The organism is Klebsiella sp. LY, from assembly GCF_004010915.1.
GTDB classification, from domain to species: Bacteria; Pseudomonadota; Gammaproteobacteria; order Enterobacterales; family Enterobacteriaceae; genus Klebsiella; species Klebsiella quasipneumoniae.
Map to the genome: position 1 here is coordinate 411988 of NZ_CP022444.1, position 25155 is coordinate 437142.

25 protein-coding genes and 1 pseudogene are annotated in these 25155 nt (G+C 60.9%); 6 read left to right on the top strand and 20 right to left on the bottom strand.

What is annotated here, in order from left to right:
• Positions 1–25 precede the first annotated feature (25 nt).
• The 7 genes from mhpT to CE636_RS04860 form a co-directional block, all read right to left on the bottom strand.
• Positions 26–1222, bottom strand: coding sequence for a 3-(3-hydroxy-phenyl)propionate transporter MhpT (gene mhpT / locus CE636_RS04830; RefSeq protein ID WP_017901279.1), 1197 nt, complete (start codon positions 1220–1222; stop codon positions 26–28).
• 71 nt (positions 1223–1293) lie between these two features.
• Positions 1294–2310 (bottom strand): 4-hydroxy-2-oxovalerate aldolase, encoded by a 1017-nt coding sequence (gene mhpE / locus CE636_RS04835; RefSeq protein WP_017901280.1) that lies wholly within the window; start codon positions 2308–2310, stop codon positions 1294–1296.
• Positions 2307–3257, bottom strand: coding sequence for an acetaldehyde dehydrogenase (gene mhpF, locus CE636_RS04840; protein ID WP_017901281.1), 951 nt, complete (start codon positions 3255–3257; stop codon positions 2307–2309). Before mhpF ends, mhpE begins: the two co-directional genes overlap by 4 nt.
• A complete protein-coding gene (gene mhpD, locus CE636_RS04845) occupies positions 3250–4056 on the bottom strand; it encodes a 2-keto-4-pentenoate hydratase (protein WP_017901282.1) in 807 nt (268 codons plus the stop codon). Before mhpD ends, mhpF begins: the two co-directional genes overlap by 8 nt.
• Before the next feature lie 9 nt (positions 4057–4065).
• A complete protein-coding gene (gene mhpC / locus CE636_RS04850; protein ID WP_017901283.1) occupies positions 4066–4932 on the bottom strand; it encodes a 2-hydroxy-6-oxonona-2,4-dienedioate hydrolase in 867 nt (288 codons plus the stop codon).
• 17 nt (positions 4933–4949) lie between these two features.
• Positions 4950–5894: a 2,3-dihydroxyphenylpropionate/2,3-dihydroxicinnamic acid 1,2-dioxygenase gene (gene mhpB / locus CE636_RS04855; protein WP_017901284.1), complete on the bottom strand. Its 945-nt coding sequence runs from the start codon at positions 5892–5894 to the stop codon at positions 4950–4952.
• A gap of 1 nt (position 5895) precedes the next feature.
• Positions 5896–7560 carry a bifunctional 3-(3-hydroxy-phenyl)propionate/3-hydroxycinnamic acid hydroxylase gene (locus CE636_RS04860; RefSeq protein WP_017901285.1) on the bottom strand — a complete coding sequence of 555 codons (1665 nt, stop codon included), beginning with the start codon at positions 7558–7560 and terminating at the stop codon, positions 5896–5898.
• A 177-nt stretch (positions 7561–7737) separates the two neighbouring features.
• On the opposite strand from CE636_RS04860, the gene CE636_RS04865 reads away from it, so the two are divergent.
• Entirely contained in the window at positions 7738–8550 is an 813-nt protein-coding gene (locus CE636_RS04865) for a DNA-binding transcriptional regulator (RefSeq protein WP_017901286.1), read from the top strand.
• Between the two features lie 87 nt (positions 8551–8637).
• Here CE636_RS04865 and CE636_RS04870 read toward each other — a convergent pair whose 3' ends face one another.
• The 3 genes from CE636_RS04870 to CE636_RS04880 all read right to left on the bottom strand — a co-directional run bounded on the left by CE636_RS04870 (position 8638) and on the right by CE636_RS04880 (position 12737).
• Positions 8638–9474, bottom strand: coding sequence for a shikimate dehydrogenase family protein (locus CE636_RS04870; RefSeq protein WP_017901287.1), 837 nt, complete (start codon positions 9472–9474; stop codon positions 8638–8640).
• Positions 9475–9489: 15 nt separating this feature from the next.
• A complete protein-coding gene (locus CE636_RS04875; RefSeq protein ID WP_004203068.1) occupies positions 9490–10812 on the bottom strand; it encodes an MFS transporter in 1323 nt (440 codons plus the stop codon).
• 71 nt (positions 10813–10883) lie between these two features.
• A complete protein-coding gene (locus CE636_RS04880) occupies positions 10884–12737 on the bottom strand; it encodes a bifunctional sugar phosphate isomerase/epimerase/4-hydroxyphenylpyruvate dioxygenase family protein (protein ID WP_017900844.1) in 1854 nt (617 codons plus the stop codon).
• 126 nt (positions 12738–12863) lie between these two features.
• Between CE636_RS04880 and CE636_RS04885 the strand changes: the two genes are divergently transcribed.
• On the top strand, positions 12864–13502 hold the full coding sequence (locus CE636_RS04885) for a TetR/AcrR family transcriptional regulator (protein WP_017900845.1): 639 nt from the start codon (positions 12864–12866) through the stop codon (positions 13500–13502).
• Positions 13503–13519: 17 nt separating this feature from the next.
• Here CE636_RS04885 and fumD read toward each other — a convergent pair whose 3' ends face one another.
• Complete coding sequence (gene fumD, locus CE636_RS04890; protein ID WP_004203074.1) at positions 13520–13732, bottom strand: fumarate hydratase FumD; 213 nt, start codon at positions 13730–13732, stop codon at positions 13520–13522.
• Between the two features lie 236 nt (positions 13733–13968).
• Complete coding sequence (locus CE636_RS28540; protein WP_004217210.1) at positions 13969–14100, bottom strand: hypothetical protein; 132 nt, start codon at positions 14098–14100, stop codon at positions 13969–13971.
• A 137-nt stretch (positions 14101–14237) separates the two neighbouring features.
• Between CE636_RS28540 and pykF the strand changes: the two genes are divergently transcribed.
• Both pykF and CE636_RS04900 read left to right on the top strand, forming a co-directional pair.
• Positions 14238–15650 carry a pyruvate kinase PykF gene (gene pykF / locus CE636_RS04895; RefSeq protein ID WP_004203076.1) on the top strand — a complete coding sequence of 471 codons (1413 nt, stop codon included), beginning with the start codon at positions 14238–14240 and terminating at the stop codon, positions 15648–15650.
• Between the two features lie 313 nt (positions 15651–15963).
• Positions 15964–16200 carry a major outer membrane lipoprotein gene (locus tag CE636_RS04900; protein ID WP_002908860.1) on the top strand — a complete coding sequence of 79 codons (237 nt, stop codon included), beginning with the start codon at positions 15964–15966 and terminating at the stop codon, positions 16198–16200.
• A 61-nt stretch (positions 16201–16261) separates the two neighbouring features.
• On the opposite strand, the gene ldtE is transcribed toward CE636_RS04900, so the two are convergent.
• From ldtE to CE636_RS04940, 8 genes are all read right to left on the bottom strand, one after another.
• Entirely contained in the window at positions 16262–17248 is a 987-nt protein-coding gene (ldtE, locus tag CE636_RS04905; protein ID WP_017900846.1) for a L,D-transpeptidase LdtE, read from the bottom strand.
• A 99-nt stretch (positions 17249–17347) separates the two neighbouring features.
• Positions 17348–17764, bottom strand: coding sequence for a cysteine desulfuration protein SufE (gene sufE, locus CE636_RS04910; RefSeq protein ID WP_004203081.1), 417 nt, complete (start codon positions 17762–17764; stop codon positions 17348–17350).
• Positions 17765–17775: 11 nt separating this feature from the next.
• Positions 17776–18996: a cysteine desulfurase SufS gene (gene sufS, locus CE636_RS04915; RefSeq protein ID WP_017900847.1), complete on the bottom strand. Its 1221-nt coding sequence runs from the start codon at positions 18994–18996 to the stop codon at positions 17776–17778.
• Positions 18993–20267: a Fe-S cluster assembly protein SufD gene (sufD, locus tag CE636_RS04920; RefSeq protein WP_017900848.1), complete on the bottom strand. Its 1275-nt coding sequence runs from the start codon at positions 20265–20267 to the stop codon at positions 18993–18995. Before sufD ends, sufS begins: the two co-directional genes overlap by 4 nt.
• The gene (gene sufC, locus CE636_RS04925) at positions 20242–20988 is read right to left on the bottom strand and encodes a Fe-S cluster assembly ATPase SufC (protein ID WP_004203085.1); all 747 of its coding nucleotides are present in this window, start codon (positions 20986–20988) and stop codon (positions 20242–20244) included. The genes sufD and sufC overlap by 26 nt, the downstream gene beginning before the upstream one ends.
• Before the next feature lie 16 nt (positions 20989–21004).
• Positions 21005–22492 (bottom strand): Fe-S cluster assembly protein SufB, encoded by a 1488-nt coding sequence (gene sufB / locus CE636_RS04930; protein ID WP_002908877.1) that lies wholly within the window; start codon positions 22490–22492, stop codon positions 21005–21007.
• 2 nt (positions 22493–22494) lie between these two features.
• Positions 22495–22872, bottom strand: a complete 378-nt coding sequence (gene sufA / locus CE636_RS04935) for a Fe-S cluster assembly scaffold SufA (RefSeq protein WP_004203089.1) — start codon at positions 22870–22872, stop codon at positions 22495–22497.
• A 480-nt stretch (positions 22873–23352) separates the two neighbouring features.
• Entirely contained in the window at positions 23353–23550 is a 198-nt protein-coding gene (locus CE636_RS04940) for a hypothetical protein (RefSeq protein WP_004203090.1), read from the bottom strand.
• Between CE636_RS04940 and CE636_RS28545 the strand changes: the two are divergent.
• A pseudogene (locus tag CE636_RS28545) lies at positions 23549–23641 on the top strand (hypothetical protein); the annotation flags it as partial. The gene CE636_RS04940 and the pseudogene CE636_RS28545 overlap by 2 nt on opposite strands.
• Before the next feature lie 288 nt (positions 23642–23929).
• The gene (gene lldD / locus CE636_RS04950) at positions 23930–25114 is read left to right on the top strand and encodes an FMN-dependent L-lactate dehydrogenase LldD (protein WP_017900850.1); all 1185 of its coding nucleotides are present in this window, start codon (positions 23930–23932) and stop codon (positions 25112–25114) included.
• Positions 25115–25155: the final 41 nt, after the last annotated feature.

The window sequence follows — 25155 nt, forward strand, 5'->3', positions numbered from 1 at the left end:
TTTTCCGCCAGACCGCCGGACAGCATCAGACCATGGCCGCGCGCTGCTGGCGATGCATCAGCCAGAACACCGCCACGCCGGCCAGCACGATGCCCGGCGCTGAGGCTGCCATCACCCCGACGGTGCCGGTGCCGAGGGCCAGCATCTTGCCGGCCAGCAAAGGGCCGCTCATCGCCCCGAGGCGGCCCACCGCCACGGCGGTGCCGACCCCGGTAGCGCGGATCGCCGCGGGATAGAAGAGCGGCGCCAGCGCGTAGAGCACGCTCTGGCCGCCGGTGGCGAACAGCCCGGCCACAAACCCCGCCAGCAGCATCCCGCTCAGCGTCGACGCACTGCCCAGCGCCAGCAGCGATGCCAGAATGCCGCTGTATATCAGAAGCGACATGCGCAGCGGAGTAAGCTTATCCATCAGCGCGCCCAGCAGCAAAGTACCGCAGGCGGCGCCGATCTGCAGAGAGAACATCACCCCCGCCGCCTGGCTGGCGCTGAACCCCTGGCCCACCAGCAGCATCGGCAGCCAGTTGATGAGCATATAGACCACCAGCAGGGTGAAGAAATAGCCCAGCCACAGCAGCAGCGTGGCGGCAGCATGTCCCGGGGCAAAAAGGGTGCGCAGCGGCACGCTGGTCTCCACGCGCTGAAACGCCTGCGACTCCGGCAGCCAGCGCATCAACAGCGGGATCAGCAGCAGCGGGACCACGCCGCCAATCCAGAAGATGGTCTGCCAGGCCGCGGCGAGGCCAGAGAACCCCAGCGCCGCCGCCAGCGCGGCGCCAATGGGCACGCCGCAGTACATCAGGCTCACCGCCCGGCCGCGAAAGCGTGGGCCAGCGGCTTCCGAGGTTAAGGCAATCAGGTTCGGCAATGCCGCCCCCAGCCCGACGCCGGTGAGCAGGCGCGCCAGCAGCAGCGTCGGGAAGCTCCAGGCCACCGCGGTGGCCAGCGAGAACAGGCCAAACAACAGCACCGAGCTCAGCAGGATGCGTTTGCGCCCGTGGCGGTCCGCGAGCATGCCGCCCACCAGCGCGCCGGGCAGCAAGCCGAGGATCCCGGCGCTGAAGATCCAGCCCATCTGCATTTTATCCAGCGCAAAGGCCTGCGCCATGCCGACGGCGGCGATCCCCGCCGCCTGCAGATCCAGCCCCTCCATCAGGGCCACCATAAAACAGAGCCCGATGGTGACCATCAGGCGCGAGGAGTTTGTGGTCGTTATCTTGGTCATAGGGTACCTTGGCGATAGCCGGACAAGCGGATCAGGTGATGGGCGGCTGATGCGTGGTCAGCCGCGCGTTGTTATTTTTGGCGGTTAAGCAGATCCAGCGCGACGTCGACGATCATATCCTCCTGGCCGCCGACCATCCGCCGTTTGCCCAGCTCGACGAGAATATCCACCGCGCTGAGGCCATAGCGCGCCGCCGCCGCTTCGCTGTGGCGCAGGAAGCTGGAGTAGACCCCGGCGTAGCCCAGCGCCAGCGTTTCGCGGTCGACGCGCACCGGGCGGTCCTGCAGCGGCCGCACCAGCTCGTCGGCGGCGTTCATCAGCGCATAGAGATCGGTGCCATGTTGCCAGCCGAGCTTGTCGGCGGCGGCAATAAACACCTCCAGCGGCGCATTGCCCGCCCCCGCCCCCATCCCGGCCAGGCTAGCGTCTATGCGATCGCAGCCCTCTTCCACCGCGACGATAGAGTTGGCCACCCCGAGGCTCAGGTTATGGTGGGCATGCATCCCGGTGGCGGTCTCCGGCTTCAGCACCGCCTTCAGCGCGCGGAAGCGGTCGCGAATGTCGTTCATGGTCATCGCCCCGCCGGAATCCACCACGTAGATGCAGGTCGCCCCATAGGATTCCATCTTCAGCGCCTGCTGCGCCAGCGCCTGCGGGGAGATCATATGGCTCATCATCAGAAAACCGACGGTGTCCATCCCCAGCTCGCGGGCAAAGGCAATATGCTGCGCCGCGACGTCCGCTTCGCTGCAGTGGGTGGCGACCCGCACCACCCGCGCCCCGGCCTGATACGCGGCTTTCAGGTCGTGCAGCTTGCCGATGCCCGGCAGCAGCAAGGTGGCGATTTTCGCCTGGCTGACCACCGCCGCCGCCGCTTCAATCCAGGCGATATCACTGTGGGCGCCAAAGCCGTAGTTGAAGCTGGATCCCTGCAGCCCATCGCCGTGGGCCACTTCGATGGAGTCCACCCCCGCCTTATCCAGCGCGCCGGCAATCTGCTGCACCTGCGCCAGGGAATACTGGTGACGAATAGCGTGCATACCATCGCGCAGCGTCACATCCGAAATGTAGAGTTTTTTACCGTTCATGCTGTCGCTCCCGCCGCGCTATTCATTGCCCCGGCCATTTGCTCTGCCGTCGCCAGCGCCGCCGAGGTCATAATATCGAGGTTGCCGGCGTACGCCGGCAGATAGTGCGCCGCCCCTTCCACTTCGAGGTAAACCGCGGTTTTCAGGCCGGAAAAACGGCCCACGCCGGGGAGGTTGACCGGATTATCCTCGGGGATAACCTCAAACTGCACCTGCTGCTTCAGCCGGTAGCCAGGCACGTAAGCCTGCACCGCCGCCGCCATCTCGGCGATCGAGGCGGCAATCGCCTCCTGGGACGCCATCTCGCTCAGCACATACACGGTATCGCGCATCATCAGCGGCGGCTCCGCCGGGTTCAGCACGATAATCGCCTTGCCCTTGTCCGCGCCGCCCACTTTTTCAATCGCCTGCGAGGTGGTTTCGGTGAATTCGTCGATATTCGCCCGCGTGCCCGGCCCGGCGGATTGACTGGCGATGGAGGCCACGATCTCTGCATAATGCACTTTCGCCACCCGCGAAACCGCGGCGACCATCGGGATGGTCGCCTGGCCGCCGCAGGTCACCATATTGACGTTGCCCTGGTGGAGGTTGGCCGCGAGGTTGACCACCGGCACGCAGTATGGGCCAATCGCCGCCGGCGTCAGGTCGATGACGCGGATCCCCGGCTTCGCTTCGCGCAGCGCGGCATCGTTTTTGACGTGCGCCCCGGCGCTGGTGGCGTCGAAGACGAAGTCGATATCGGCAAACTCCGCCATCTGCATCAGGCCGCCCACCCCTTCGTGGGTGGTCGCTACCCCCATGCGCCGGGCGCGGGCCAGACCATCCGACTGCGGGTCGATGCCGACCATCACCGCCATTTCAAGATGCTGGCCGTGGCGCAGAATTTTAATCATTAAATCGGTGCCGATATTTCCGGAGCCGATAATGGCGACTTTACGTTTACGCATCACGATGTCCTTCTCCGGCGGCGACGAAGCGTGCCGCGACTGAGCCAATACCTTCAATATGGGCGACAAAGCTGTCCCCCTCGTTAATCGCCACCATTGGGCCTAGCGCCCCGGTGAGCACGATATCCCCCGCCTGCAACGGTTCGCCGAGGCTGGCCATCTTGCGCGCCAGCCAGACCGCGGCGTTCAGCGGATGCCCCAGGCACTCGCTGCCCCGGCCGCTGGAGACCAGCTCCTGGTTGCGGGTCATCCGCATGGCGCACTGCTTCAGATCCAGCCCCGCCGGGCGCTGCGCCGGGCCGCCGATGACGTACAGGCCGCAGGAGGCGTTATCGGCGACGGTGTCGACAAAGCCGATTGACCAGTCGCGAATGCGGCTGCCCACCACCTCCAGCGCCGGCAGCACCCATTCGATGGCGTTATACAGTTCATCAAAAGTGGTATCGGCATGGGGCAAATCATGTTTCAGCACCAGGGCGATCTCGGCCTCCACCTTCGGCTGCAGCACGCGGCCAAACGGCACGTCGGCGTTGTCGCCGTAGCACATGTCGGCAAACAGGGTGCCGAAATCCGGCTGGTTGACCCCCAGTTGCTGCTGCACTTTGGGATGGGTCAGGCCTACCTTGCGGCCCACTACCCGCCGGCCATGGGCCACGTGGTGCTGAACGTTCAGACGCTGGATGGCGTAGGCGGCGTCGGCGTTGTCGACGCCGAGGATATCGCGCAGCGGGGCGATCGCCTGGCCGGTCCGTTCGGCGTCGCGCAGCTGCTGCGCCAGCGCGTCAAGAGAAAAAGTCATCATTACTCCTTAGGCTCGTGCGAGGAAATTGAGCACCAGCTGATTAAAACTGTCGGCATGTTCCCACTGCGCCCAGTGGCCGCAGTCGCGGTAAATATGCAGCTCAGAGCCGGCGATCCCGGCGAGCAGGCGCAGCCCGGCGTCCATCGGCACGAAGCGGTCGTTGCGTCCCCAGACGATCAGAGTTGGCGCAGCGATCTCGCCGAGCCGCGGGCCAAAGTCAGGGAACTGCTTCGGGTTGGCTTCGAGGCTCTTGACGAAGTTGTCCAGATGGTCGCGGCGCGACAGCATATTGTTTAGCCGCGCCTCGAACAGCGCGTCAGTGAGGTCGCGGGTGTCAAAGACGAAAATGCTCATCATCTTCTTCAGGTTTTCAATGGTCGGCTCGCGGTACAGGGCGTTCAGCAGCTTGATGCCCTCCGTCGGCATCGGCGTGAACAGGCTCATGCCGCCGGTCCCCCCGCCCATCAGCACCAGCTTATCCACCCGCTCCGGCCAGCTCAGGGTGAAGGCCACTGCGCTGTGGCCGCCCATCGAGTTGCCCAGCAGATGGACTTTATCGATCCCCAGCTGATCGACCACGCTTTTCAAAATGCGGGCGTTGAGATCCGAACGCGAGCCGCTGTTGATGATCGAATCGCTCTTCCCCCACCCCGGACAGTCGAGGAGCAGCACGCGATAGCCCGCCTCGACCAGCGGGTCAATATTGCGGCTGAAGTTGGCCCAGCCGGTAGCCCCCGGCCCGGAGCCGTGGAGCATCACCACGGTCTCTTTCCCGTCGCCGCAGTCATTGATATGGATACGCAGCGTGCGGCCCCCTTCGTCGACGTTGAGGAATCGGCTGGTGGCGGCTTCGGTTTGCGGTTGATAGCTCATGTTAGTCTCCCGGTTAATCAAATCTCGGTGGTGGCGCTCAGCGAGCCGAATCCGGCGATCCACTCGGGGATCGGCCGGTAATAGCGGCCTTCGCTACGCCAGCGGCCAAAAGCGGATAGCGCGGCAAAGGCGGCCACCCAGGTCTTAATTTCGTGCGTCGATTTGCCGGCCATCGCCGACAGCTCGTCGTTGCCGATCGCGTCCAGTTCGCTCAGCCGCCCCTGCTCCAGCAGGCTCATAAAGCGGTTGTCCCACACCGGATTAAGGGGATGGAGCGAGCGCGGGTCCTCGGTAAACCGGCGGGCGGCGCTGATCACCCGCTGCTGGCGCAGCTCGCGTTCGTCCGGCGGCAGCTGTTTGCCGCTGCCGAGCAGGCGGTGGCGCAGATGGGCGTCGGCCTTCGCCAGCTCCGGCACCGGCGGCTGGTGCGACAGCCCGCCAGATCCGAGGATCAGCACCCGCTTATTGAGGGTGTTGAGGAAGCGGCCCATCGCCTCGCCAAGCTGCCGGGTGCGTTGAAAACCCGGTAGCGGCGCGGCGACGCCGTTAATAAACACCGGCAGCACCGGCAGGCGATCCAGCCCACCCAGCAAAAACTCCAGCGGCTGGGCGAAGCCATGGTCCACCTGCATGTTGTACGACACCGCCAGGTCGATACCGCTGTTGAGCACGGCGTGAGCGCAGGCTTCCGCCAGCTCGGTGGGCACCGGCAGGTCGCCGGCGGCGCTGGCGAAGTCGCCGATGGCGGTGGCGCCGACGCCGAGGCAGAACGGCGGCATCACGTCATAGAAAAAACCGTTGTAGTGATCGGGGGCGAAGAGCACCACCAGTTCGGGATCGAATTCAGCGATCCGCCGCCGGGCGTCGGCAATCACCCCGTTGACCTCATCAAGGACCGCCTGCTCCGGGTCAACGAATCCCACCAGCGGGGTGTGCGACAGACAGTGCAGATAGGCATGCATATCAGGCCACCTTCTCTTCAGCGTGGGCGGTATCCCCGGCTGCGAGGGTCATTTTTTCCGCCAGGGCGGTCAGCTGCGCGCCGAGGGTTTGCGGGATAGCGAGGGCGGCGACAAAGCGGTCCGGCCTGACCACGGCGATGGCGGTATGATGTTGCGCAAACCAGCTCTTCAGTCGGTTTTGCTTATCCCCCACCCGCAGCGTGCCCGGAGCGTTATCCTGCTCGCGGTGGATCTGCACCTCCGGCACCACCTGAATAAAGCGCACCCCTATCGCGCGCCAGCGAGCGATCTGCCCGGCGTCGAGCCCCCACTGCGGGTTGCAGCCCCAGCCGATAATGGCGAAATTCGCCCCGATAACCTCGTCGAGCAGGAGGCTCTCGCCATTCTCCAGCGTCACCTGCGGTTGAATAAACATTTTGCCCACCGGCGAAGATTTATCTGCGCCATCGGTCAGCAGCGCCCCCTCGCGATACTGCGGCATCGGCTTAAAGCGCATTTCGAGGAAGTAACGTTTCACCGGCGGCAGGTAGTTCAGCAGCCACGAGAGGCCATCGCGCACGGCCCCCTGCCAGCGCTTCGGCGGCGCCAGCACGTGGCCGGCGGTCACCGACAGGTCAATCATCGCCTTCGCGTGGTCGCGACGCTCCTGCTGGTAGCTGTCAAGCAGCGCCTCTCCCGCTTTGCCGTTGACCACCAGCGCCAGCTTCCACGCCAGGTTGAAGGCGTCGCGCATGCCACTGTTGTATCCCTGGCCCTGCCAGACCGGCATGATGTGCGCGGCGTCGCCGGCCAGCAGCACCCGGTCAATGCGAAAGCGCTCGGCAAGGCGCGCGTTATGGGTGTAGACCCGCTGGCGGATCAGTTCGACGCGATCCGGGTCCGGTAGCACTTTGCTCAGCAGGCGGCGCATATTGTGCGGCTCGCTGAGCTGGGCTTCGGTTTCCCCGGGCATCACCATAAATTCAAAGCGGCGCACGCCGTGTGGCAGCGCAGCGGAAACATAGGGCCGCACCGGGTCGCAGCACAGATAGACGTGCGGGGTGGCCAGCGGGTCGTTGGCAATATCGATGACGATCCACTGATTCGGCGCGGTCTTGCCTTCAAAGGGGACGTTCAGCGTACGGCGAATAAAGCTGGCGCCGCCGTCGCAGGCCACCAGCCAGTCCGCGCGCACCGTCTCCCGCTCGCCGTCCGGCCCTTTGATATTTAACGTGACACTGTCACTGTTCTGACTAAAGGCTTCCACCTCGCGGGAGAAGAGGCAACGGACCTGTGGGAAACGCTGCAGGCCTTGATACATCACCGCATCCACCTGCGGCTGGATAAAGGCGTTGCGCCGCGACCAGCCAAACTCATCGGTCATCGGCTGGATGTCGGCAAAGCAGCGGCCCTTCGGGGTCAGAAAGCGCATGGCGTGCCACGGCGTGGTGTGCGGCAGCACGTCATCCACCAGCCCCACCGCCTGCATCGCCCGCAGCGATTCGTCGTCAATACCGATGGCCCGCGGGTAATCGATCAGTTTGTCGAGCTTTTCCACCAGCAGCACGCTGATGCCCATCTGGCCAAGGTAGTTGGCCATCATCAGGCCTACCGGACCGGCGCCGGCGATGGCGACCTGGGCGGTATGCTGCACGGCGGGTTGAATATCGGGTGTAGATGTTGTCATTCTCAGCGACCTCACGACTCGGAAACGGCCAGACCGGCAGGCCATTTGTTAATCATGTGTAAACGTATTTTTATAATGGGCTGAGTATAGGGCGGGGGTTTTCGGCTACAATCAAAACATCATCGAATGTGCACCAGGTGCACAGCGCTGTTTATAAAGCGTTTTCAGGAGGGTTTGATGCATGACGATGGGTCCACAGCGTACAAAACGGTGCGCGGATTAAGCCGGGGTTTATTGTTATTAAAATTGTTAAATAAATTCGACGGCGGCGCGACGCCGGGCCTGCTGGCGGAGTTTAGCGGCCTGCATCGCACCACCGTGCGCCGGCTGCTGGAGACGCTACAGGAGGAGGGTTTTGTCCGCCGCAGCCGCTCCGATGACAGCTTTCGTCTGACCATTAACGTCCGCCAGCTGAGCGACGGATTTCGTGACGAACATTGGATTTCTGCCCTCGCCACGCCGCTGCTCGGCGAGCTGCTGCGCGAAGTACAGTGGCCGACGGACATCACCACCCTCGACGTCGACGCCATGGTGGTGCGCGAAACCACCCACCGTTTCAGTCGGCTGTCGTTTCACCGGGCGATGGTCGGACGGCGACTGCCGCTGCTGCTCACCGCCTCCGGTCTGACGTGGCTGGCCTTTGCTCCCGACGCGGAGCGCGACGCCATTCTCAGCATGCTGGCCGCCCGTCCGGAGGCGGAGTATCAGCTGGCCCGCGAACCGGAACGGCTGGCGGCAATCCTCGCCCGCACCCGCCAGAACGGCTATGGAGAAAACTACCGCGGCTGGCGGCAGGAGGAGAAAATCGCCTCTATCGCCGTGCCGGTCTGCAGCCAGCAGCGGGTCATCGGCTGCCTCAACCTGGTCTATATCGCCAGCGCCATGACCATTGAGCAGGCGGCGCACAAGCATCTCTCTACGCTGCAGAGGGTGGCGGGCCAGATAGAGGCGCGCATGGAGGATCAAGAAGTGTGGTACGAAATGCTCTGAACGTCCGCTGGCATGTGAGAAACCGCCTGCAGATAACGTGATGATAAACCCGGCCACACTGCGCGGTGCGGCCGGATGGGCGTCGCGTCAGTAGCGAATTTCCGCCAGCGCCCGGAGCTGTTCCGGGGTGGCTACCGGCAGGTCGAAAAAGCGCAGATAGGCGGGGATCATTTCAAACAGCATGTCGGTCCCGCGCTGGATGGGGCACTGTCGCGCCTGGGCGGCCCTCAGCAGCGGGGTATACTCCTGGGTCATCACCACCTCCCCCACCCAGGTGCCAGGCGCCAGACGGTCCACGTCCAGCGGCAGCGGATCGCTGACCTTCATCCCCAGCGGCGTGGCGTTAACCACCAGCTCGTGTCCGGCCGGATCGCGCTGCATCAGGGTGATATCGAGCTGCGGATAGTGCTGATGCAGCCGTCCGGCGAGAGCGTGCGCCACCTCCGGTCGGGTATCGTACAGGGTCAGAGCGCTAACCCCTGCCGCCGCGAGAGAGGCGGCGATAGCCGACCCCACTCCGCCGTTGCCGACCACCAGCGCCCGCGTCCCCTCAGGATGAAATCCTTTGCGGCGCAGGCCCAGCACAAAGCCGTCACCATCGAACATGTCCCCGGAGAGGCTGCCGTCCGCCTCGCGACGGATGGCGTTACAGGCGCCGGCGATAGCCGCCGTCGGGCTCAGGCGCTGCACCAGCTCGCAGGTGGTGATTTTATGTGGCATCGTCACCAGCGCGCCGATGATATTGGTCATCGTAAACAGCGGCGGAATAAACGCGGCATAGTCCTCCGGTTTGACCCCCATCGGCACCACCTTCACGTCCACCTGCTGGTCGACAAACCACGGGTTGTAGATCATCGGCGCCTTAAAACTGGCGGTCGGATAGCCAAGATGCGCTATCAGCCGCGTATTCCCACTAATCACCATGCCTTGCTCCTTTGTTTACTGCGATAACTCGATACGTTTGACGTCGCCGAGGATAAACAGATAGGCCACCACACCCAGCAGCGCGGCGCCGCCGATGTAGATCAACGCGTAGAAGAAATTGCCGAACCCGGCGACGATAAAGCCGATCACCAGCGGGGTGAGGATCCCCGCGAGGTTGGCGCAAAAGTTGAACAGGCCACCGGTAAGTCCGCCCAGCCCCTTCGGGGCGATGTCGGAGATCAGCGTCCAGCCGAGGCCCACCATCCCCTGGCCAAAAAAGGCAAACGACATCACCAGGATCACCGCCAGGTCACTCTGCAGCCAGTTGGCGGAGATGATACAGCTGGCCATCAGCAGGCCAGCGACGATCGGCAGCTTACGCCCCAGGTTGGCCGACCCGGTGGCTTTGAGCAGCTTGTCGGAGATCCAGCCGCCAAACATCACCCCACCGGCGGCGGCGACAAACGGCAGGATGGAAAAGAAACCGACCTTCAGCCACGGCATATGGCGTTCGGTGGCCAGCCAGGTCGGGAACCAGGTGAGAAAGAACACCAGCACGGTATTGCCGGCAAACTGACCGATGCTGGCGCCGATGATCTGGCGTTTGCTCAGCAGCTGGCGGACCAGCGGCCAGCTGAACGCCACCTGCTGGTCCGTCGGGGCGCTCAGGCCGCCGCCGTTTTCGATATGCTCACGCTCCTGCTGGCTGAGACGAGGATCTTCATGCGGTTCGCGGTAGCAGCGCCACCACACCAGGGCAAACAGAATGCCAACCGCGCCGACGCTGACGAACAGCACCCGCCAGCCGAAGCCATCCATGATCCAGAACAGCAGCGGGGCAAAGCAGGCCAGCCCAAGATACTCCCCCACGGTGTACACCGCCGTGGCCTTCGCGCGCTCCTGCTGCGGGAACCAGGCGCTGACCACCCGGCTATTGACCGGAAAGCACGGCGCTTCGCTGACGCCAAGCCCGAAACGGCACAGCAGCAGCGTTTTCAGCCCCACCGCCATGCCGTGGAACAGGGTAAAGAGCGACCACAGGGTCAGCGACAGAAAATAGGTGACTTTGTTGCCAAAGCGGTCAAGAAACAGCCCGCCGGGGATTTGCGCCAGGGCGTAGGTCCAGGCGAAAGCGGAGAAAAGTATCCCCATGATCGCTGGATCGATCCCCAGCTCAGCGGTGAGCTTTGGGGCGGCGATCCCCAGCACGGTGCGGTCGAGGTAGTTGATCATGGTGCCGATGGCCAGCAGCGCAAGAATGCCGATGCGCCGCCGGGAGCGGCGCGCGGTGACGGCCGGCTGGGCGGCAGCCGTCGGGTTAGGGCTATATGAGCTCATAGTCAGTTCCTGTCTCGGGTACAGAGGGTGTTGTTATTGTGTTTCAGGCATAATGAACCATTTGATTCAGGCTAACAATACTGCATCGCCGCCAGGCGGACGGCCGCATTCGCCGCGCCATAGAGCGCGTAGCCTGCCCGTCGTTCGGTTAATTCAAAGAAGAAGCGCCCGGCGGTGAAGGGCCGGGTATACAGGTGCAGGAACGCCCCGCCCTGCGGATCGCGGTCGTAGAGAAGCTGCCGCCGCTGGAGCTGCCCGACGTCCAACTCGCCGCCAAAACGCGCCAGCAGATCGTCATAGTAATTGGCCGGGATCGGCAGCGCATGGCCGGCAACCGCGGCGAGCTGGTCGCAGGTGGCCGGCAGATCGCGGCAGGCAAAGGCGGCATGCTGCAGCCCTGCCCCCTGGTAGCAGGCGACCGATCGGGCGATCTGCGTCGCCCGGCTCTGGGAGATATTCAGCGCCAGGCGGATATCGCCCTGCGGGCTGCGCACTGCCAGACTGCGCACCAGTCCATAGGGGTCCGGCAGCGTCTGCTCATGTTCAAGGGTAAAGCCAAACACCGTGCGGAAGAACATCACCCAGTTGTCGCGGCTGTCTGCCTCCATCCCCAGCGCCAGATGGTCGATACCGAGGTAATCTTCGCGCACCGTCAAACCGTCGCGCAGGAGAAAATCGCGCTCGTAGATCGCCTCTCCGGCGTCGATCAGATAGACCAGGCTGCCGTCAGGGGCGCAGATCGCCGGGATCGGCGTCTCGTTCGGCCCGGCGTCGCCCTGCCAGGTGGCATACCCCAGCGCGCGGGCGCGAGCGACAATCGGCGCACTGCTGTCGACCCGCAGCGCCATCGCACAGAGCGATACCCCATGGCGTTGATAAAAGTGATCGGCCCAGCTGTGGGGCTGATGGTTAATCACGATCCGCGCCCCGCCGTTGCGCCACAGCGTGACCTGTTTGGAGCGGTGGCTTCCCTCGTGCTGAAAACCCAAAGCCTGCAGATGCTGCCCCAGGCGCTGCGCCTCGGCGACGCTGGCGGCGAATTCAATAAACTCCAGCCCGTGATAATTCGGCAACGGCGGCGGTGAAAACAGATCGGCATCGCACGCCGGGAGCCGGCGTCGAGTCTGCTCCTCCAGCCACAGCAGCGAACGATAACCATCTTTGGCCGTCGCGCCGTTTGGCGAGGCGCGAAAACCGTCATTAAAGATCTCCAGCGACCAGGGACCGCGATAGCCGCAGCGGGTGATCTGCTCGGCAAACGCCTCCAGCGGCAGCTCCCCCTGCCCGGGGAAGCAGCGGAAATGGCGACTCCACTCCAGGAGATCCATTTTCATATACGGCGCATCGGCGAGCTGAACGAAGGTGATTTTCTCCACCGGCACCGATGGCAGCGCGTCGAGGGTGTCGCCCCGGGCCAGGATATGGAAGCTGTCGAGCACCAGGCCCAGCGCCGGGCTGTCCACCTGCTGCACCCGCTCCCAGGCCTGATGCCAGCGGTTCACATGGGTTCCCCAGGCCAGCGCCTCATAGCCGATTACGATCCCCTCCTCTTCCGCCAACGTGGCCAGCGCCCGCAGGTCCGCCACCTGCAGTTCGCTATCCGCCGAGCAGTCCGGCTGCACATTGCTGCACAACAGCAGCGTGTCGCAGCCCAGCTCGCGCATCAGCGCAAATTTGCGTCTGGCGCGGGTCATATTGGCCGCAAACTGCGCCCGGCTGGCGCCTTCAAAATCGCGAAAGGGTTGAAAAAGCGTGATTTTTAACCCTAAATCGGCGGCCAGCTGGCGGATTTCCGCCGGCGTCCCCGTATAATAGAGCAGATCGTTCTCGAAAATTTCCACACCCTGATAGCCCGCCGCCGCAATAGCGTGCAGCTTCTCTGGCAGGGTGCCGGAAATCGAAACGGTGGCGATAGAGCGCAGCATAAGGTCCTCGGGTCAATAGCTGACGTGAGTCTTGAATATGTATCATTTGGTTCATTTACGCCATAGCAGGTTGCTAAATTGTGATCATTATGTGTATTTTTTGTCACCCAAGAAAAAGGAGTTGCCATGACCGTCGTTGCTCATGATGAAGCACAATCTCTGAAGGAGCGGATCTTCAGCGCCGCTATCGCCGTCTTTGCCGAACACGGGCTATCAGGCGCCCGCATGGAGCAGATCGCCACCGAGGCGCAGACTACCAAGCGCATGGTGGTCTACTACTTCAAAAGCAAAGAGCAGCTCTATCAGGAGGTGCTGCAGCATGTGTATGCGCGGATCCGCGAAACCGAGCAGCAGTTGGGGCTGGAGAATGTGCCGCCGGTAGAGGCGCTGGTGCGGCTGGTGCGCTGGAGCGTGCGCTATCACGCCACCCATGCGGACTATATGCGGGTGATTTGCATGGAGAACATGCAGCGCGGCAAGTGGCTGAAGACCTCAGGGGATCTGAAGCCGCTGAATCGAACCGCCCTGTCGATTCTGGAAGACATTTTGCAACGCGGCCAACAGCAGGGCGTCTTTCAGGCGGGGCTGGAAGCGCGCGATGTCCACCGGTTGATCAGCAGCTTCAGCTTTTATCAGGTGTCGAATTTCTACACCTTCAGCAGTCTGTACCTTGACGATCCGCTGCCCGCCATTGACGATGAAGCGATGGTGGCCCACCACTGCGACATTGCCGTCCGGGCGGTGGTCCGCTTTGTGATTTCCTGACCCGCCGGCGAAAGGCGTCAGTGTCCGGAGAGGGCATGAATGACCTTCGCCATCGCCTCCTCGGTGAGCGGTGAACGCTGGATTTTGCTGTTCGCCAGCGAGGTGCGCAACACGCCGGCGATGACAATGTGTTTCGGCTCCTGACCAAGGTCACGCATCTCCAGCACCACTTTGCCCACCACGCGGCACATTTCCTGGTACAGCTCGTCGTCTTTCGCTTTATTTCCCATTGAGTCTGGCTCGCATTTTCTCATTATCAATCAAATCATTATTGATAGATTTTTCCGACAACGCAAATCATCCCACCGTTAACGGCTCAATGGGGTATTTTAGCGCCTCATGATGTCAGTAAAATCCCTTTCTTACGCCCCTTTTCATGCCGCCTGATGAAATATTGTGTTGCGTAGTTTTATGCATAACGTGCCGGTTTTGTTACGCGTTTTGTCCATAATTTGAAACGAGGTTTTTATTTTCCTTTTTGATTTCGGCAGCGTATAATGCGCTTCGATTCTTTCTTGAATGGTTTCAGCGCATTGGACTGCATGATAAAACGCATAACACCTTGCCACATTTCATGGGCTGAACCGCCAGCACACATTCTTCTGCACGCTTCAGGGTTGTCACCTATCCTTAGGGCGTGGCTTAGCAACTTTCGTAATACAGGTTTGGCTCCCCGGCAGTGCGCCCGCGGAGCGAGAATTCCATATCCTTCACAACTTAAAGACTAAAACTGTCATGAAAAAGACCAAAATTGTTTGCACCATCGGTCCGAAAACCGAATCTGAAGAGATGCTGACCAAAATGCTGGAAGCCGGCATGAACGTGATGCGTCTGAACTTCTCTCACGGTGACTATGCGGAACACGGTCAGCGCATCCAGAACCTGCGCAATGTGATGAGCAAAACCGGTAAGAAAGCCGCTATTCTGCTGGACACCAAAGGACCGGAAATTCGTACCATCAAGCTGGAAGGCGGCAACGACGTCTCCCTGAAAGCGGGCCAGACTTTCACCTTCACCACCGATAAATCCGTTATCGGCAACAGCGAAATCGTAGCGGTAACCTATGAAGGCTTCACCTCTGACCTGAGCGTCGGCAACACCGTTCTGGTGGACGATGGCCTGATCGGCATGGAAGTGACCGCGATCGAAGGCAACAAAGTTATCTGTAAAGTGCTGAACAACGGCGACCTTGGCGAGAACAAAGGCGTGAACCTGCCGGGCGTCTCCATCGCCCTGCCGGCGCTGGCGGAAAAAGACAAACAGGATCTGATCTTCGGTTGCGAACAGGGCGTGGACTTCGTCGCGGCCTCCTTCATCCGTAAGCGTTCCGACGTCGTCGAGATCCGTGAGCACCTGAAAGCCCACGGTGGCGAAAATATCCAGATCATCTCCAAAATCGAAAACCAGGAAGGCCTGAACAACTTCGACGAAATCCTCGAAGCCTCTGACGGCATCATGGTTGCTCGTGGCGACATGGGCGTTGAGATCCCGGTTGAAGAAGTTATCTTCGCGCAGAAAATGATCATCGAAAAATGTATCCGCGCGCGCAAAGTGGTTATCACCGCCACCCAGATGCTTGACTCCATGATCAAGAACCCGCGTCCGACCCGCGCTGAAGCCGGCGACGTGGCCAACGCCATCCTCGACGGCACCGATGCGGTGATGCTGTCCGGCGAATCCGCGAAAGGTAAATACCCGCTGGAAGCGGTCACCATCATGGCGACTATCTGCGAACGTACCGACCGCGTCATGACCAGCCGTCTGGATTTCAACAACGACAACCGTAAACTGCGCATCACCGAAGCGGTGTGCCGCGGCGCGGTAGAAACCGCTGAGAAACTGGAAGCGCCGCTGATCGTCGTCGCCACCCAGGGCGGTAAATCCGCACGCGCTGTGCGCAAATATTTCCCGGATGCCACCATCCTGGCGCTGACCACCAACGAAACCACCGCTCGCCAGCTGGTGCTGAGCAAAGGCGTTGTGCCGCAGCTGGTGACAGAGATTGCCTCTACTGATGACTTCTATCACCTGGGCAAAGATCTGGCGCTGAAGAGCGGCCTCGCGCGCAAAGGCGACGTGGTGGTGATGGTCTCTGGCGCATTAGTCCCGAGCGGCACCACTAATACCGCTTCCGTGCACGTGCTGTAATAATTTACAGGTTAATTGGTTTTTTTTAATAAAGCGCCTCTCGGGGCGCTTTTTTTTTATTCACCGGCTAGCTCTTCCTATTAAAAATGCAAATCGGAATTTACTATTTAATAAGAGATTATCTAAGATGAATCCGATGGAAGCGCGCTGTTTTCACTCGCCTTTTTCAGCGATTTTGACCAATTCGATGCTTCTTTGAGCGAACGATCAAAAATAAGTGCGTTCAGGTAAAAAAAATATTCTCATCCCAAAAAAGTTTGTGTAATACTTGTAACGCTACATGGAGATTAACTCAATCTAGAGGGTATTAATAATGAATCGTACTAAACTGGTACTGGGCGCGGTAATCCTGGGTTCTACTCTGCTGGCTGGTTGCTCCAGCAATGCTAAAATCGATCAGCTGTCTTCTGACGTTCAGACTCTGAACGCTAAAGTTGACCAGCTGAGCAACGACGTGAACGCAATGCGTTCCGACGTTCAGGCTGCTAAAGACGACGCAGCTCGCGCTAACCAGCGTCTGGACAACCAGGCTCACTCTTACCGTAAGTAAGAGTTCTGGTAATAAAAATGGCGCACTCAGTGCGCCATTTTTTTTGCCCTCGCGCTGACGGCTACTGGGTGAGCAGGCCGTTATCAGACGAACTGTTCTGCGCCGACAGCGACGTCGCCGCGCTCCCCGCCCCCGTCGATACCACCACCGGATAGCCCGCCCTTCTCGACATCGCTTTTTTCAACTGCTGGTCATCCACCGCTTTATCCTCTGCGAAGGCGTGAAACGCCGCTGGCAGCGTGTAAGCGATGGTCCGGGTGTTTTCCCCTTCCGTCTGCGACAGCGGCCTGTGGACCTCTACGTAGCGTTTACCATCCGGTTCGACGGCAAACTTCACCGGCTGATTGATGATCCGCACCGGCGTCCCGGTTTTCACCTGACTGAACAGCGCCTTGATGTCATCAGCGTTCATCCGCATACAGCCCGAGCTGACGCGCAGCCCAACGCTGTCCGGGGCGTTAGTCCCGTGGATGAGATATTCGCCGTTACCGTAGGCCAGACGCAGCGCATAGCGACCCAGCGGGTTATTCGGCCCGGCCGGCACCACCGCCGGCAGCGTCACCCCTTTCTCCAGCGAGCGCGCACGGATGCCGGCGGTGGGTGTCCAGGTCGGGTTAGGGATCTTCTGCCCGACTCGGGTGGTCATCTCCGGGGTTTCCAGTCCTAACTGGCCGATGCCCAGGGGATAAACCTGGACCTGATTCTCTCCCGGCGGGAAGTAGTACAGCCGCAGCTCCGCGAGGTTGACGACAATCCCCTCCCGCGGCACGTCAGGCAGCAGCATCTGCGAAGGGATCAGCACCTGGGTCCCGGGCTTCGGCTGCACCGGCGCAATGGTATCGTTGGCTTCGAGGATCAGCATCGCCGCGGTATCGAAATGGCGGGCAATCGCCTGCAGGTTGCGATCGCTCTCCTGAACCGTCCAGTACTGGTTCTGGCCAATCAGCCGGCTGTTAGCCGGAGGCAGCGGGTAGTCGACGGCCCAGGCGGCCGGGGAAGCGCCAAGGGCGCTGAGAAGGGCTAAGGTGATCATCGTTTTGCGTTTCATACTGAGATTCCTTCTTTCGCTGATAAAACGCCAGGAGACTGAACGGCGGCAGGGTCAGCGCCCTGCCGGACGTAACAGAATGAAATCTACCTGTTTATTCTAGCTAATATTTGCGGCTTTCGCGCGTATCGCGCGGATCATGGCTTCGAGGCCCTGCGAGCGGGAGGGGGTAAGATGCTGGGTGAGAGCCATTTTTTCAAACCACGGGCGGACGTCGAACTCGACGATGTCCTGGGCGGTCATCCGGTCATAAAGGATAAACACCACCGCAATCAGCCCTTTGACAATCGCCGCATCGCTGTCGCCGCGCAGGGTGACAACGCCGGAAGGATCCTGCGCCATCACGATCCATACCTGGCTTTGACAGCCCTGAATAATATTCTGCGGGCTGTGCTCCGCGTCGCTCAGCGGCGCCAGCCGCTGGCCCAGCTCAATGATATAGAGATACTTCTCTTCCCAGTTGGCGCAACGGCTAAAATTGCGCAACAGTTTATCTTTGTCCGGTAATGCCGTCATCGTCACGTCCTTTACCCTAATAGTTTGTGGATCCGCTGGAGGCCAGCCACCAGGCGGTCCACCTCTTCCGTGGTATTGTACATGGCCAGCGACGCCCGACACATGGCCGGTACCTGATAGCGGGCCATCAACGGCATGGCGCAGTGGTGCCCGGTCCGCACGGCGATCCCGTAGTTATCGAGGAAGCTGCCGACGTCATAGGCGTGATGCTGGCCGAGGTTAAAGGCAATCACCCCTTTGCGCTGCGCCGGACCGTAGAGGATCAGGTCCGGCACCGCGCGCAGGGCCTCCAGCGCGTAGCGCATCAGCGTCTGTTCGTATTCGGCGATCTGCGTCAGTCCCAGTTGGCTGACGTAGCTCAACGCGGCGCCGAGGCCAATGATCCCGCCGGTATTCGGCGTGCCGGCCTCAAAGCGCCACGGCGCCTGGTTCCAGGTGGTGCCCTCCGTCAGGCTGACGGTGGCGATCATCGACCCGCCCCCTTCCCAAGGCGCCATGGTCTGCAGCAGCTCGGCCCGGGCGTAGAGCACGCCGATCCCGGTCGGACCATACAATTTGTGGGTGGAGAAGACATAAAAATCACAACCCAGCGCCTGAACGTCCACCGGGTGGTGCATCACCGCCTGAGCGCCGTCCACCAGTACCTTCGCGCCATGCTGATGCGCAAGGGCAATCAGCGCCGACAGCGGGTTTTCGGTGCCCAGCACATTGGAGACTTCGGTGATCGCCAGCAAGCGGGTACGCTGGTCAAACAGCCCGGGAACCACGTCCAGCTGCAGGGTGCCGTCCGGGTTGAGGGGAATCACCCGCAGCTCAGCCCCCACCCTGGCGCAGAGCATCTGCCACGGTACGATGTTGGCGTGGTGCTCCATCTCGCTGATGATGATGTTATCCCCAGCGCCGACGTTGGCATTTCCCCAGCTGTTGGCCACCAGGTTGATGCCCTCGGTGGTGCCGCGCACGAATACCAGCTCCTCCGCCGATCCGGCGTTAAGGAAAGTGGCCGCCTGCTGGCGCACCGCTTCCATCCGCGCGGTGGCTTCCGCGCTGAGGGTATGGATCCCACGATGCACCGCCGCGTAGCCGTGACGATAGAATTCCGCTTCGGCGCCGATCACCGCCTCCGGTTTCTGGGCGCTGGCGGCGCTGTCAAGATAGACCAGCGGCTGGCCGTTGACCTCCCGGCTCAGCACCGGAAAATCGGCGCGAACCCGTTCTACTGAAAATGTCATGCTGTGCCTCCCGGCAAACGCTCTCCAATTCGCGCCAGCACCTGCTCTCTGAGCGCGTCGCTGCGGATAGCTTCGGTAAGCTCGGCGGCGAAGGCGTAGAGGATCATCTGCTGCGCCGCCTGATGTTCAATTCCGCGCGAGCGCAGATAGAACAGCTGTTCTTCGTCTATGCGCCCGACCGTCGCCCCGTGGCTGCATTTCACGTCATCGGCGTAAATCTCCAGCTGCGGTTTGGTGTCGACTTCCGCCAGCCGCCCGAGCAGCAGATTGTTGTTGGTCATCTGCCCGTCGGTTTTCAGCGCGTGCGGCGCGACGTTGATCAGCCCGTTAAACACCGCCCGGCCCTTATCGCTGACGATGGTTTTGTGCAGCTGGCGGCTGGTGCAGTACCCCACCTGGTGATCCAGCCAGGTGCGGCTGTCGCAGACCTCATTTTTTACCGGCATCGCCAGCGAATTAAGGCGCAGGTCGCTATTTTCGCCGCCCAGACGCGTGCTGGTGTGGTGACGCAGCACCTGGCCGCCGAGCAGGAAACTGCTGCTGAAGGCCGAGGCGTCGCGGCCCAGCTGCAGGTCGTTATGGGCGAAGTGGTAGCTATGCGCGTTCTCGAACGCCAGCTTGATGTGCTGCAGGCGTGCGTTGTCCGCCACCGTCATGGTCAGCCGCCCGCCGGTGAAGTGCGGTTGCTCATCGAAACTGAGGTAATGCTCGACAATCGTCGCCTCCGCCCCGCTCTCCAGCGTCAGATGGTGACGATAGTGGGCGGTATTCAGCGCATCGCCGGCCAGGCCGCGGGTGATATGCATCAGCAGCAGCGGCTTATCCAGGCGACGGTTGCGCGGCACGCGAAGGCGGGTCACCGACTGCGCCAGGCTTTCGGTCAGATGGAGAAACACTTCCGGCTGCAGGGCATCCGGCAGATGCTGGCGCTGGTTATCAACGCTAACCTCCACGCCGCTGGCGGCGAGATCGTCGCTCAGCTCAGGATGATAGCGGCCGTCGATAAATACCAGACGCCAGGCGTCCAGCGGCAGCGCCAGCGCGTCACGCTGTTCGGCGCTGAGCGACGCCCCCTCCTCGGCGACGAAGCGGCCGTTAAGTAGCGCGTCCAGCGGGGTGTATTTCCAGTCCTCCTGCTTGCGCGTCGGCAGCCCCAGGCGCAACAGCTGCTGCAGATGCTGGCTGGCCTCCGGCGTACGCTGGTCGCCCTGCGCTTCAAACAGATGGTGCCACTGCTGCAGCGCGTTACTGCTGTTCGGTAAGCCAGCCATAGCCCTGCTCCTCCAGCTGTTTGACGAGGGTGAAATCCCCCGACTTCACAATCCGCCCCTGATAGAGCACATGGACATAGTCCGGCTTGATATAGTCAAGGATGCGCTGATAGTGGGTGACGATGATGAAGGCGCGTTTGCCGTCGCGCAGCGCGTTCACGCCCTGGGAGACGATTTTCAGAGCATCGATGTCCAGCCCGGAATCCGATTCATCGAGAATGCACAGCTCCGGCTCAAGCACCGCCATCTGCAGAATGTCGTTGCGCTTTTTCTCGCCACCGGAGAAACCTACGTTCACCGAACGGGTCAGCAGATCTTCCGGCATCTGCAGCAGCTTAATTTTCTCTTCCATCAGGTCCTGGAAATCGAAGCGATCCAGCGGCTCCTGGCCGCGATAGCTCCGTACGGCATTCAGCGCAGTCTGCAGGAAGAACTGGTTGCTGACGCCGGGGATCTCCACCGGATACTGGAAGGCCATAAAGATGCCTTCCCCGGCGCGATCTTCCGGGGCGAGCTCCAGCAGGTTTTTGCCCTTAAATTCGACGCTGCCGCCGGTGACCTCGTAATCTTCGCGCCCGGCCAGAGTGGCCGAAAGCGTACTTTTCCCCGAGCCGTTTGGCCCCATAATGGCGTGGACCTCCCCCGGACGCACCTCAAGGTTCAGCCCGCGCAGGATCGCTTTATCTTCAACGGCGACATGTAAATCTTGAATACTTAACATCTTTTTTCCTTAATTATCAGCCGACGCTATGCTCAAGGCTAATGGCCAGCAATTTTTGCGCCTCTACGGCGAACTCCAGCGGCAGTTCGGAGAAGACGTCTTTACAGAAGCCGTTGACGATCATCGAGATGGCATCGTCTTCGCTGATCCCGCGCTGCAGGCAGTAGAACAGCTGGTCCTCACCGATCCGCGAGGTGGTCGCTTCGTGTTCCAGCTGAGCGCTGTTGTTGCGACATTCGACATAGGGGAAGGTATGCGCCCCACAGTCCGGGCCGATCAGCATTGAATCGCACTGGGTATAGTTGCGGGCATTCGTGGCGGTCGGCATGATTTTGACCAGCCCGCGATAGCTATTCTGGCTGTGTCCGGCGGAGATCCCTTTCGAGATGATGGTCGAGCGGGTGTTCTTGCCGATATGGATCATTTTCGTGCCGGTGTCCGCCTGCTGATGGCCGCTGGTCAGCGCCACCGAAAAGAATTCGCCGATCGAGTTATCGCCGCGCAGGATGCAGCTGGGGTATTTCCAGGTGATGGCCGAGCCGGTTTCCGACTGGGTCCATGACATTTTGCTGTTCTCCCCTTCGCACAGAGCGCGCTTGGTGACAAAGTTGAGGATCCCTCCGGTGTTGTTGTCCCCCGGGAACCAGTTCTGCACCGTGGAGTATTTCACTTCCGCGTCTTTATGGATGATGACCTCCACCACCGCGGCGTGCAGTTGATAGCTGTCGCGCACTGGCGCCGAGCAGCCCTCGATGTAGCTGACGTAGCTGCCTTCATCGGCCACCAGAATGGTACGTTCAAACTGGCCGGTCTTTTCGGCGTTGATGCGGAAATAGGTCGATAGCTCCATCGGACAGCGGACGCCCTTCGGCACATAGATAAAGGTGCCATCCGAAGCCACCGCGGCGTTCAGCGCGGCAAAGAAGTTGTCATTGCCCGGCACCACGGTACCCAGATACTTTTTCACCAGTTCCGGATGATCGTGGATCGCCTCGCCGAAAGAGCAGAAGATGATCCCCTGCTCCGCCAGCTTTTCACGGTAGGTGGTCGCCACCGACACCGAGTCGAATATCGCGTCCACCGCCACCTCGCGCCCTTCGCGCACCGGTACGCCCAGCTGGTTAAAGGCTTCTTCCACCTCGCTGGTCAGAAAGGTGTTGGCCCCGGTCTGCTGCACCGCGCCGGGCTCGGAGGCGCAGGTCTCATCGCAGTTGCCGCAGGAGGGGGCGGAATAGTAGCTGTAATCCTGATAATTCAGCTTATCGTAATGCGCCTTCAGCCAGTGCGGCTCTTCCATCTCCAGCCACGCCCGGTAGGCATTGAGCCGGAACTCCAGCATCCACTGCGGCTCATTGCGGCGGGCGGAGATGGCGCGAACCACTTCTTCATTAATGCCTTTGGCCAGCTCATCGGTCTGCAGGCGAGTGAAAAAGCCCTCTTTATAATTGAGCGGGCCGCCGGTCCAGGTTTTGACATCGTCTGTTGCTTCAGTATTACGCGACATAGTTACTCCGCCTGCACCCCAAAACTTTCGCCGCAGCCGCATTCGTGCTGCGCTTTCGGGTTATGAAATTTAAAGATTTCATTTAATCCTTCCCGGACGTAATCCAGCTCCGTACCGTCAATGAACGGCATCGCCTGCAGCGGCGCGTACAGCTTCGCCCCTTCAGATTCAAAGAGCAGATCGTCGGGCGCCGGCTCGGCAATCATTTCGAGCACATAGCCAAAACCGGCGCAGCCGCTGGTTTTAATACCCAGCCGTAGCCCCTTTTTATCCGGTTGCTTGCGCATCAGATCGCGAATATGCGCGGCAGCGGCCGGCGTCATGGTCAGTCCCTGCCAGCTGAAATCGGCGGGATTAAAGGTTCCTGCTTGTACTTCCATCGATAGACCTCCAGGTTGGCGCCATCAAGGCATACCGCCATGTTAGTGATAATGATTATCACTTCAACCCTTCTCCAGCAGGGGTATTGCCCCAATTAGCGCTTTTTATAAGCATAGACCCTTGCCCGGGGATTATCAGGGTGCGCAAGTTGAACCTAATCATATGATTTATAATATTTTATTCTGATATCGCTCTATCACCGCACGCAATGGCAAAGATGTATCGAAAATACCGATTTATGCGATAGCAGCAGACCACCTTCCTGATTAACCTTGTCGTAGAAGCCAAAAAAGTGACGGCGTCACTGAGCAGCCATGCGCGCTGAACAGGCGCTGGCCTGCGGAATGAGAAAGCGTAAGCCGAAAGCGTCAAGGCGCAACGCTTTCGGCAGGGGCGGTCGCGGCCTGGCGGGGGACGTGGCCGCGATCGGGGGGAGATAAACCGCGATAAAACGGGTAGCCAGGAAGGCTATCGGTTGGCTAAGTTCCTTTTCTCACCAGGCGGGCGGCCTGGACAAAAACTTCATCCTCCACCCCATCCCCCTTCTGTCTGCCCAGCCGCACCAGCTCATCCACGATACTCCCCTGATTAATCTGCTTTTGGGTCGCCACTAAGCTAATGACCGCCGCGCCGATAGCCATGCCAATCAATGCCGTTTGTTCATCTTTATCTTTCATGGTGTCGCTCCGTCTGTCCTCCTCAGAAAGGCTAGCAAAAGATAGCATCTGCTCAATTTCAAAATCATCTTCTTTACACCTCCCGGAAAACGCAGGCGCCGAGCTGACCACGCTTCCTTGCTATGGCGATAGCGCAAAACGCTGTCGCACCACATCGGGTCTTTTATTTGGCCCGAATTCACGCTTTGCGGAAATAAATAAAAATAACGCGCGTGCCCAAGGCAAAAAAAAGAAATAACCATTTAAGCGACAAATCCAGTTTATTCCGTTAGGGAATGGCTTGGATGCTAATATTTCATTTCCCCACCGCCTTTTAGAAGCCTATAGTTTTTTTGCCTGCAGAACATCCACTTAGGTTAAAAGACATAAGGATATAATCATGATTGTTTCAGCCCCCAGCGATTATCGCGAAGCCGCTCGTCGCCGTCTGCCACGTTTCCTTTTTGACTATATTGACGGTGGCGCGGTGGCGGAAAATACCATGAACGCTAATGCCGCCGAGCTCGCCTCGGTAGCCCTTCGCCAGCGCGTGCTGTGCGGAGCGGGTGAGCCGACGCTGGCCACCACCATCCTTGATGCCCCATGGGCGATGCCCGTGGCGCTGGGGCCGGTCGGGGCCACCGGAATGTACGCCCGCCGCGGCGAAGTCCAGGCGGCCCGCGCCGCCTCCCGCGCCGGGATCCCTTACACTCTGTCCACCGTGTCGGTCTGCTCCATTGAGGAGGTAGCGAGCCACGCCAGCGGCGCGCTCTGGTCCCAGCTGTACGTCCTGAAAGATCGCGGCTACATGCGTAATGCCCTGGAGCGCGCCTGGGCCGCCGGCATGAAAACCCTGGTATTCACTGTCGATATGCCGATCCCCGGCTCACGATATCGGGACAACCGCTCAGGAATGTCCGGGCCGCACGCCACCTTGCGACAGTATCTTCAGGCCTGCACCCACCCGCGCTGGGCAATGAACGTCGGCCTGGCGGGCAGGCCTCTGTCGTTCGGTAATATCGAAGCCTATACCGGCCACAAAATGACCATGGATGACTATATGGGGTTCATCAGCAACAACTTCGACCCGTCCATCGCCTGGCACGATCTGGAGTGGATCCGCGACAGCTGGCCAGGAAAGCTGATCATTAAAGGGATCCTCGATGCCGACGATGCGCGCAATGCCGTGCGGCTGGGCGCCGATGGCATTGTGGTCTCCAATCACGGCGGCAGACAGCTCGATGGCGCCATCCCCACCGCCCGGGCGCTGCCGCGGGTGGCGGATGCGGTCGGCGACGATCTGACGGTCCTTGCCGACTCCGGAGTGCGCTCCGGCGTGGACGTTATTCGCCTGCTGGCCCTCGGCGCGAAGGGAGTCCTGCTTGGTCGGGCCTATATTTATGCCCTGGCCGCCGCGGGCGAAGCGGGCGTGGCGCACCTGCTGCGCTTATTTGCCGAGGATATGAAGGTCACCATGACCCTCACCGGCGCCACCTCCCCCTCGGCCATCAGCCTCGATTGCCTCGACCGGCTGGAAAAAGATCAACAGCGCAGCCGTGCGGTCCCGGTATCCTTATCTGCCTGACGCAGCCCGGGGCCGGGCCTGACCGCGTGCCTTGGCCCGGC

Bases quoted from the DNA above. Each gene is read 5' to 3' on its own strand.
- CE636_RS04860 (WP_017901285.1), bottom strand. From the start codon at position 7,560: ATGACAACATCTACACCCGATATTCAACCCGCCGTGCAGCATACCGCC.
- CE636_RS04870 (WP_017901287.1), bottom strand. From the start codon at position 9,474: ATGGTGATTAGTGGGAATACGCGGCTGATAGCGCATCTTGGCTATCCG.
- mhpE (WP_017901280.1), bottom strand. From the start codon at position 2,310: ATGAACGGTAAAAAACTCTACATTTCGGATGTGACGCTGCGCGATGGT.
- CE636_RS04940 (WP_004203090.1), bottom strand. From the start codon at position 23,550: ATGAAAGATAAAGATGAACAAACGGCATTGATTGGCATGGCTATCGGC.
- CE636_RS04885 (WP_017900845.1), top strand. From the start codon at position 12,864: ATGACCGTCGTTGCTCATGATGAAGCACAATCTCTGAAGGAGCGGATC.
- pykF (WP_004203076.1), top strand. From the start codon at position 14,238: ATGAAAAAGACCAAAATTGTTTGCACCATCGGTCCGAAAACCGAATCT.
- sufC (WP_004203085.1), bottom strand. From the start codon at position 20,988: ATGTTAAGTATTCAAGATTTACATGTCGCCGTTGAAGATAAAGCGATC.
- CE636_RS04875 (WP_004203068.1), bottom strand. From the start codon at position 10,812: ATGAGCTCATATAGCCCTAACCCGACGGCTGCCGCCCAGCCGGCCGTC.
- sufS (WP_017900847.1), bottom strand. From the start codon at position 18,996: ATGACATTTTCAGTAGAACGGGTTCGCGCCGATTTTCCGGTGCTGAGC.
- CE636_RS28540 (WP_004217210.1), bottom strand. From the start codon at position 14,100: ATGTGTGCTGGCGGTTCAGCCCATGAAATGTGGCAAGGTGTTATGCGT.
- lldD (WP_017900850.1), top strand. From the start codon at position 23,930: ATGATTGTTTCAGCCCCCAGCGATTATCGCGAAGCCGCTCGTCGCCGT.
- sufE (WP_004203081.1), bottom strand. From the start codon at position 17,764: ATGACGGCATTACCGGACAAAGATAAACTGTTGCGCAATTTTAGCCGT.
- ldtE (WP_017900846.1), bottom strand. From the start codon at position 17,248: ATGAAACGCAAAACGATGATCACCTTAGCCCTTCTCAGCGCCCTTGGC.
- sufA (WP_004203089.1), bottom strand. From the start codon at position 22,872: ATGGAAGTACAAGCAGGAACCTTTAATCCCGCCGATTTCAGCTGGCAG.
- mhpD (WP_017901282.1), bottom strand. From the start codon at position 4,056: ATGACTTTTTCTCTTGACGCGCTGGCGCAGCAGCTGCGCGACGCCGAA.
- mhpC (WP_017901283.1), bottom strand. From the start codon at position 4,932: ATGAGCTATCAACCGCAAACCGAAGCCGCCACCAGCCGATTCCTCAAC.
- mhpT (WP_017901279.1), bottom strand. From the start codon at position 1,222: ATGACCAAGATAACGACCACAAACTCCTCGCGCCTGATGGTCACCATC.
- CE636_RS04900 (WP_002908860.1), top strand. From the start codon at position 15,964: ATGAATCGTACTAAACTGGTACTGGGCGCGGTAATCCTGGGTTCTACT.
- fumD (WP_004203074.1), bottom strand. From the start codon at position 13,732: ATGGGAAATAAAGCGAAAGACGACGAGCTGTACCAGGAAATGTGCCGC.
- mhpB (WP_017901284.1), bottom strand. From the start codon at position 5,894: ATGCATGCCTATCTGCACTGTCTGTCGCACACCCCGCTGGTGGGATTC.
- sufB (WP_002908877.1), bottom strand. From the start codon at position 22,492: ATGTCGCGTAATACTGAAGCAACAGACGATGTCAAAACCTGGACCGGC.
- mhpF (WP_017901281.1), bottom strand. From the start codon at position 3,257: ATGCGTAAACGTAAAGTCGCCATTATCGGCTCCGGAAATATCGGCACC.
- sufD (WP_017900848.1), bottom strand. From the start codon at position 20,267: ATGGCTGGCTTACCGAACAGCAGTAACGCGCTGCAGCAGTGGCACCAT.
- CE636_RS04865 (WP_017901286.1), top strand. From the start codon at position 7,738: ATGCATGACGATGGGTCCACAGCGTACAAAACGGTGCGCGGATTAAGC.
- CE636_RS04880 (WP_017900844.1), bottom strand. From the start codon at position 12,737: ATGCTGCGCTCTATCGCCACCGTTTCGATTTCCGGCACCCTGCCAGAG.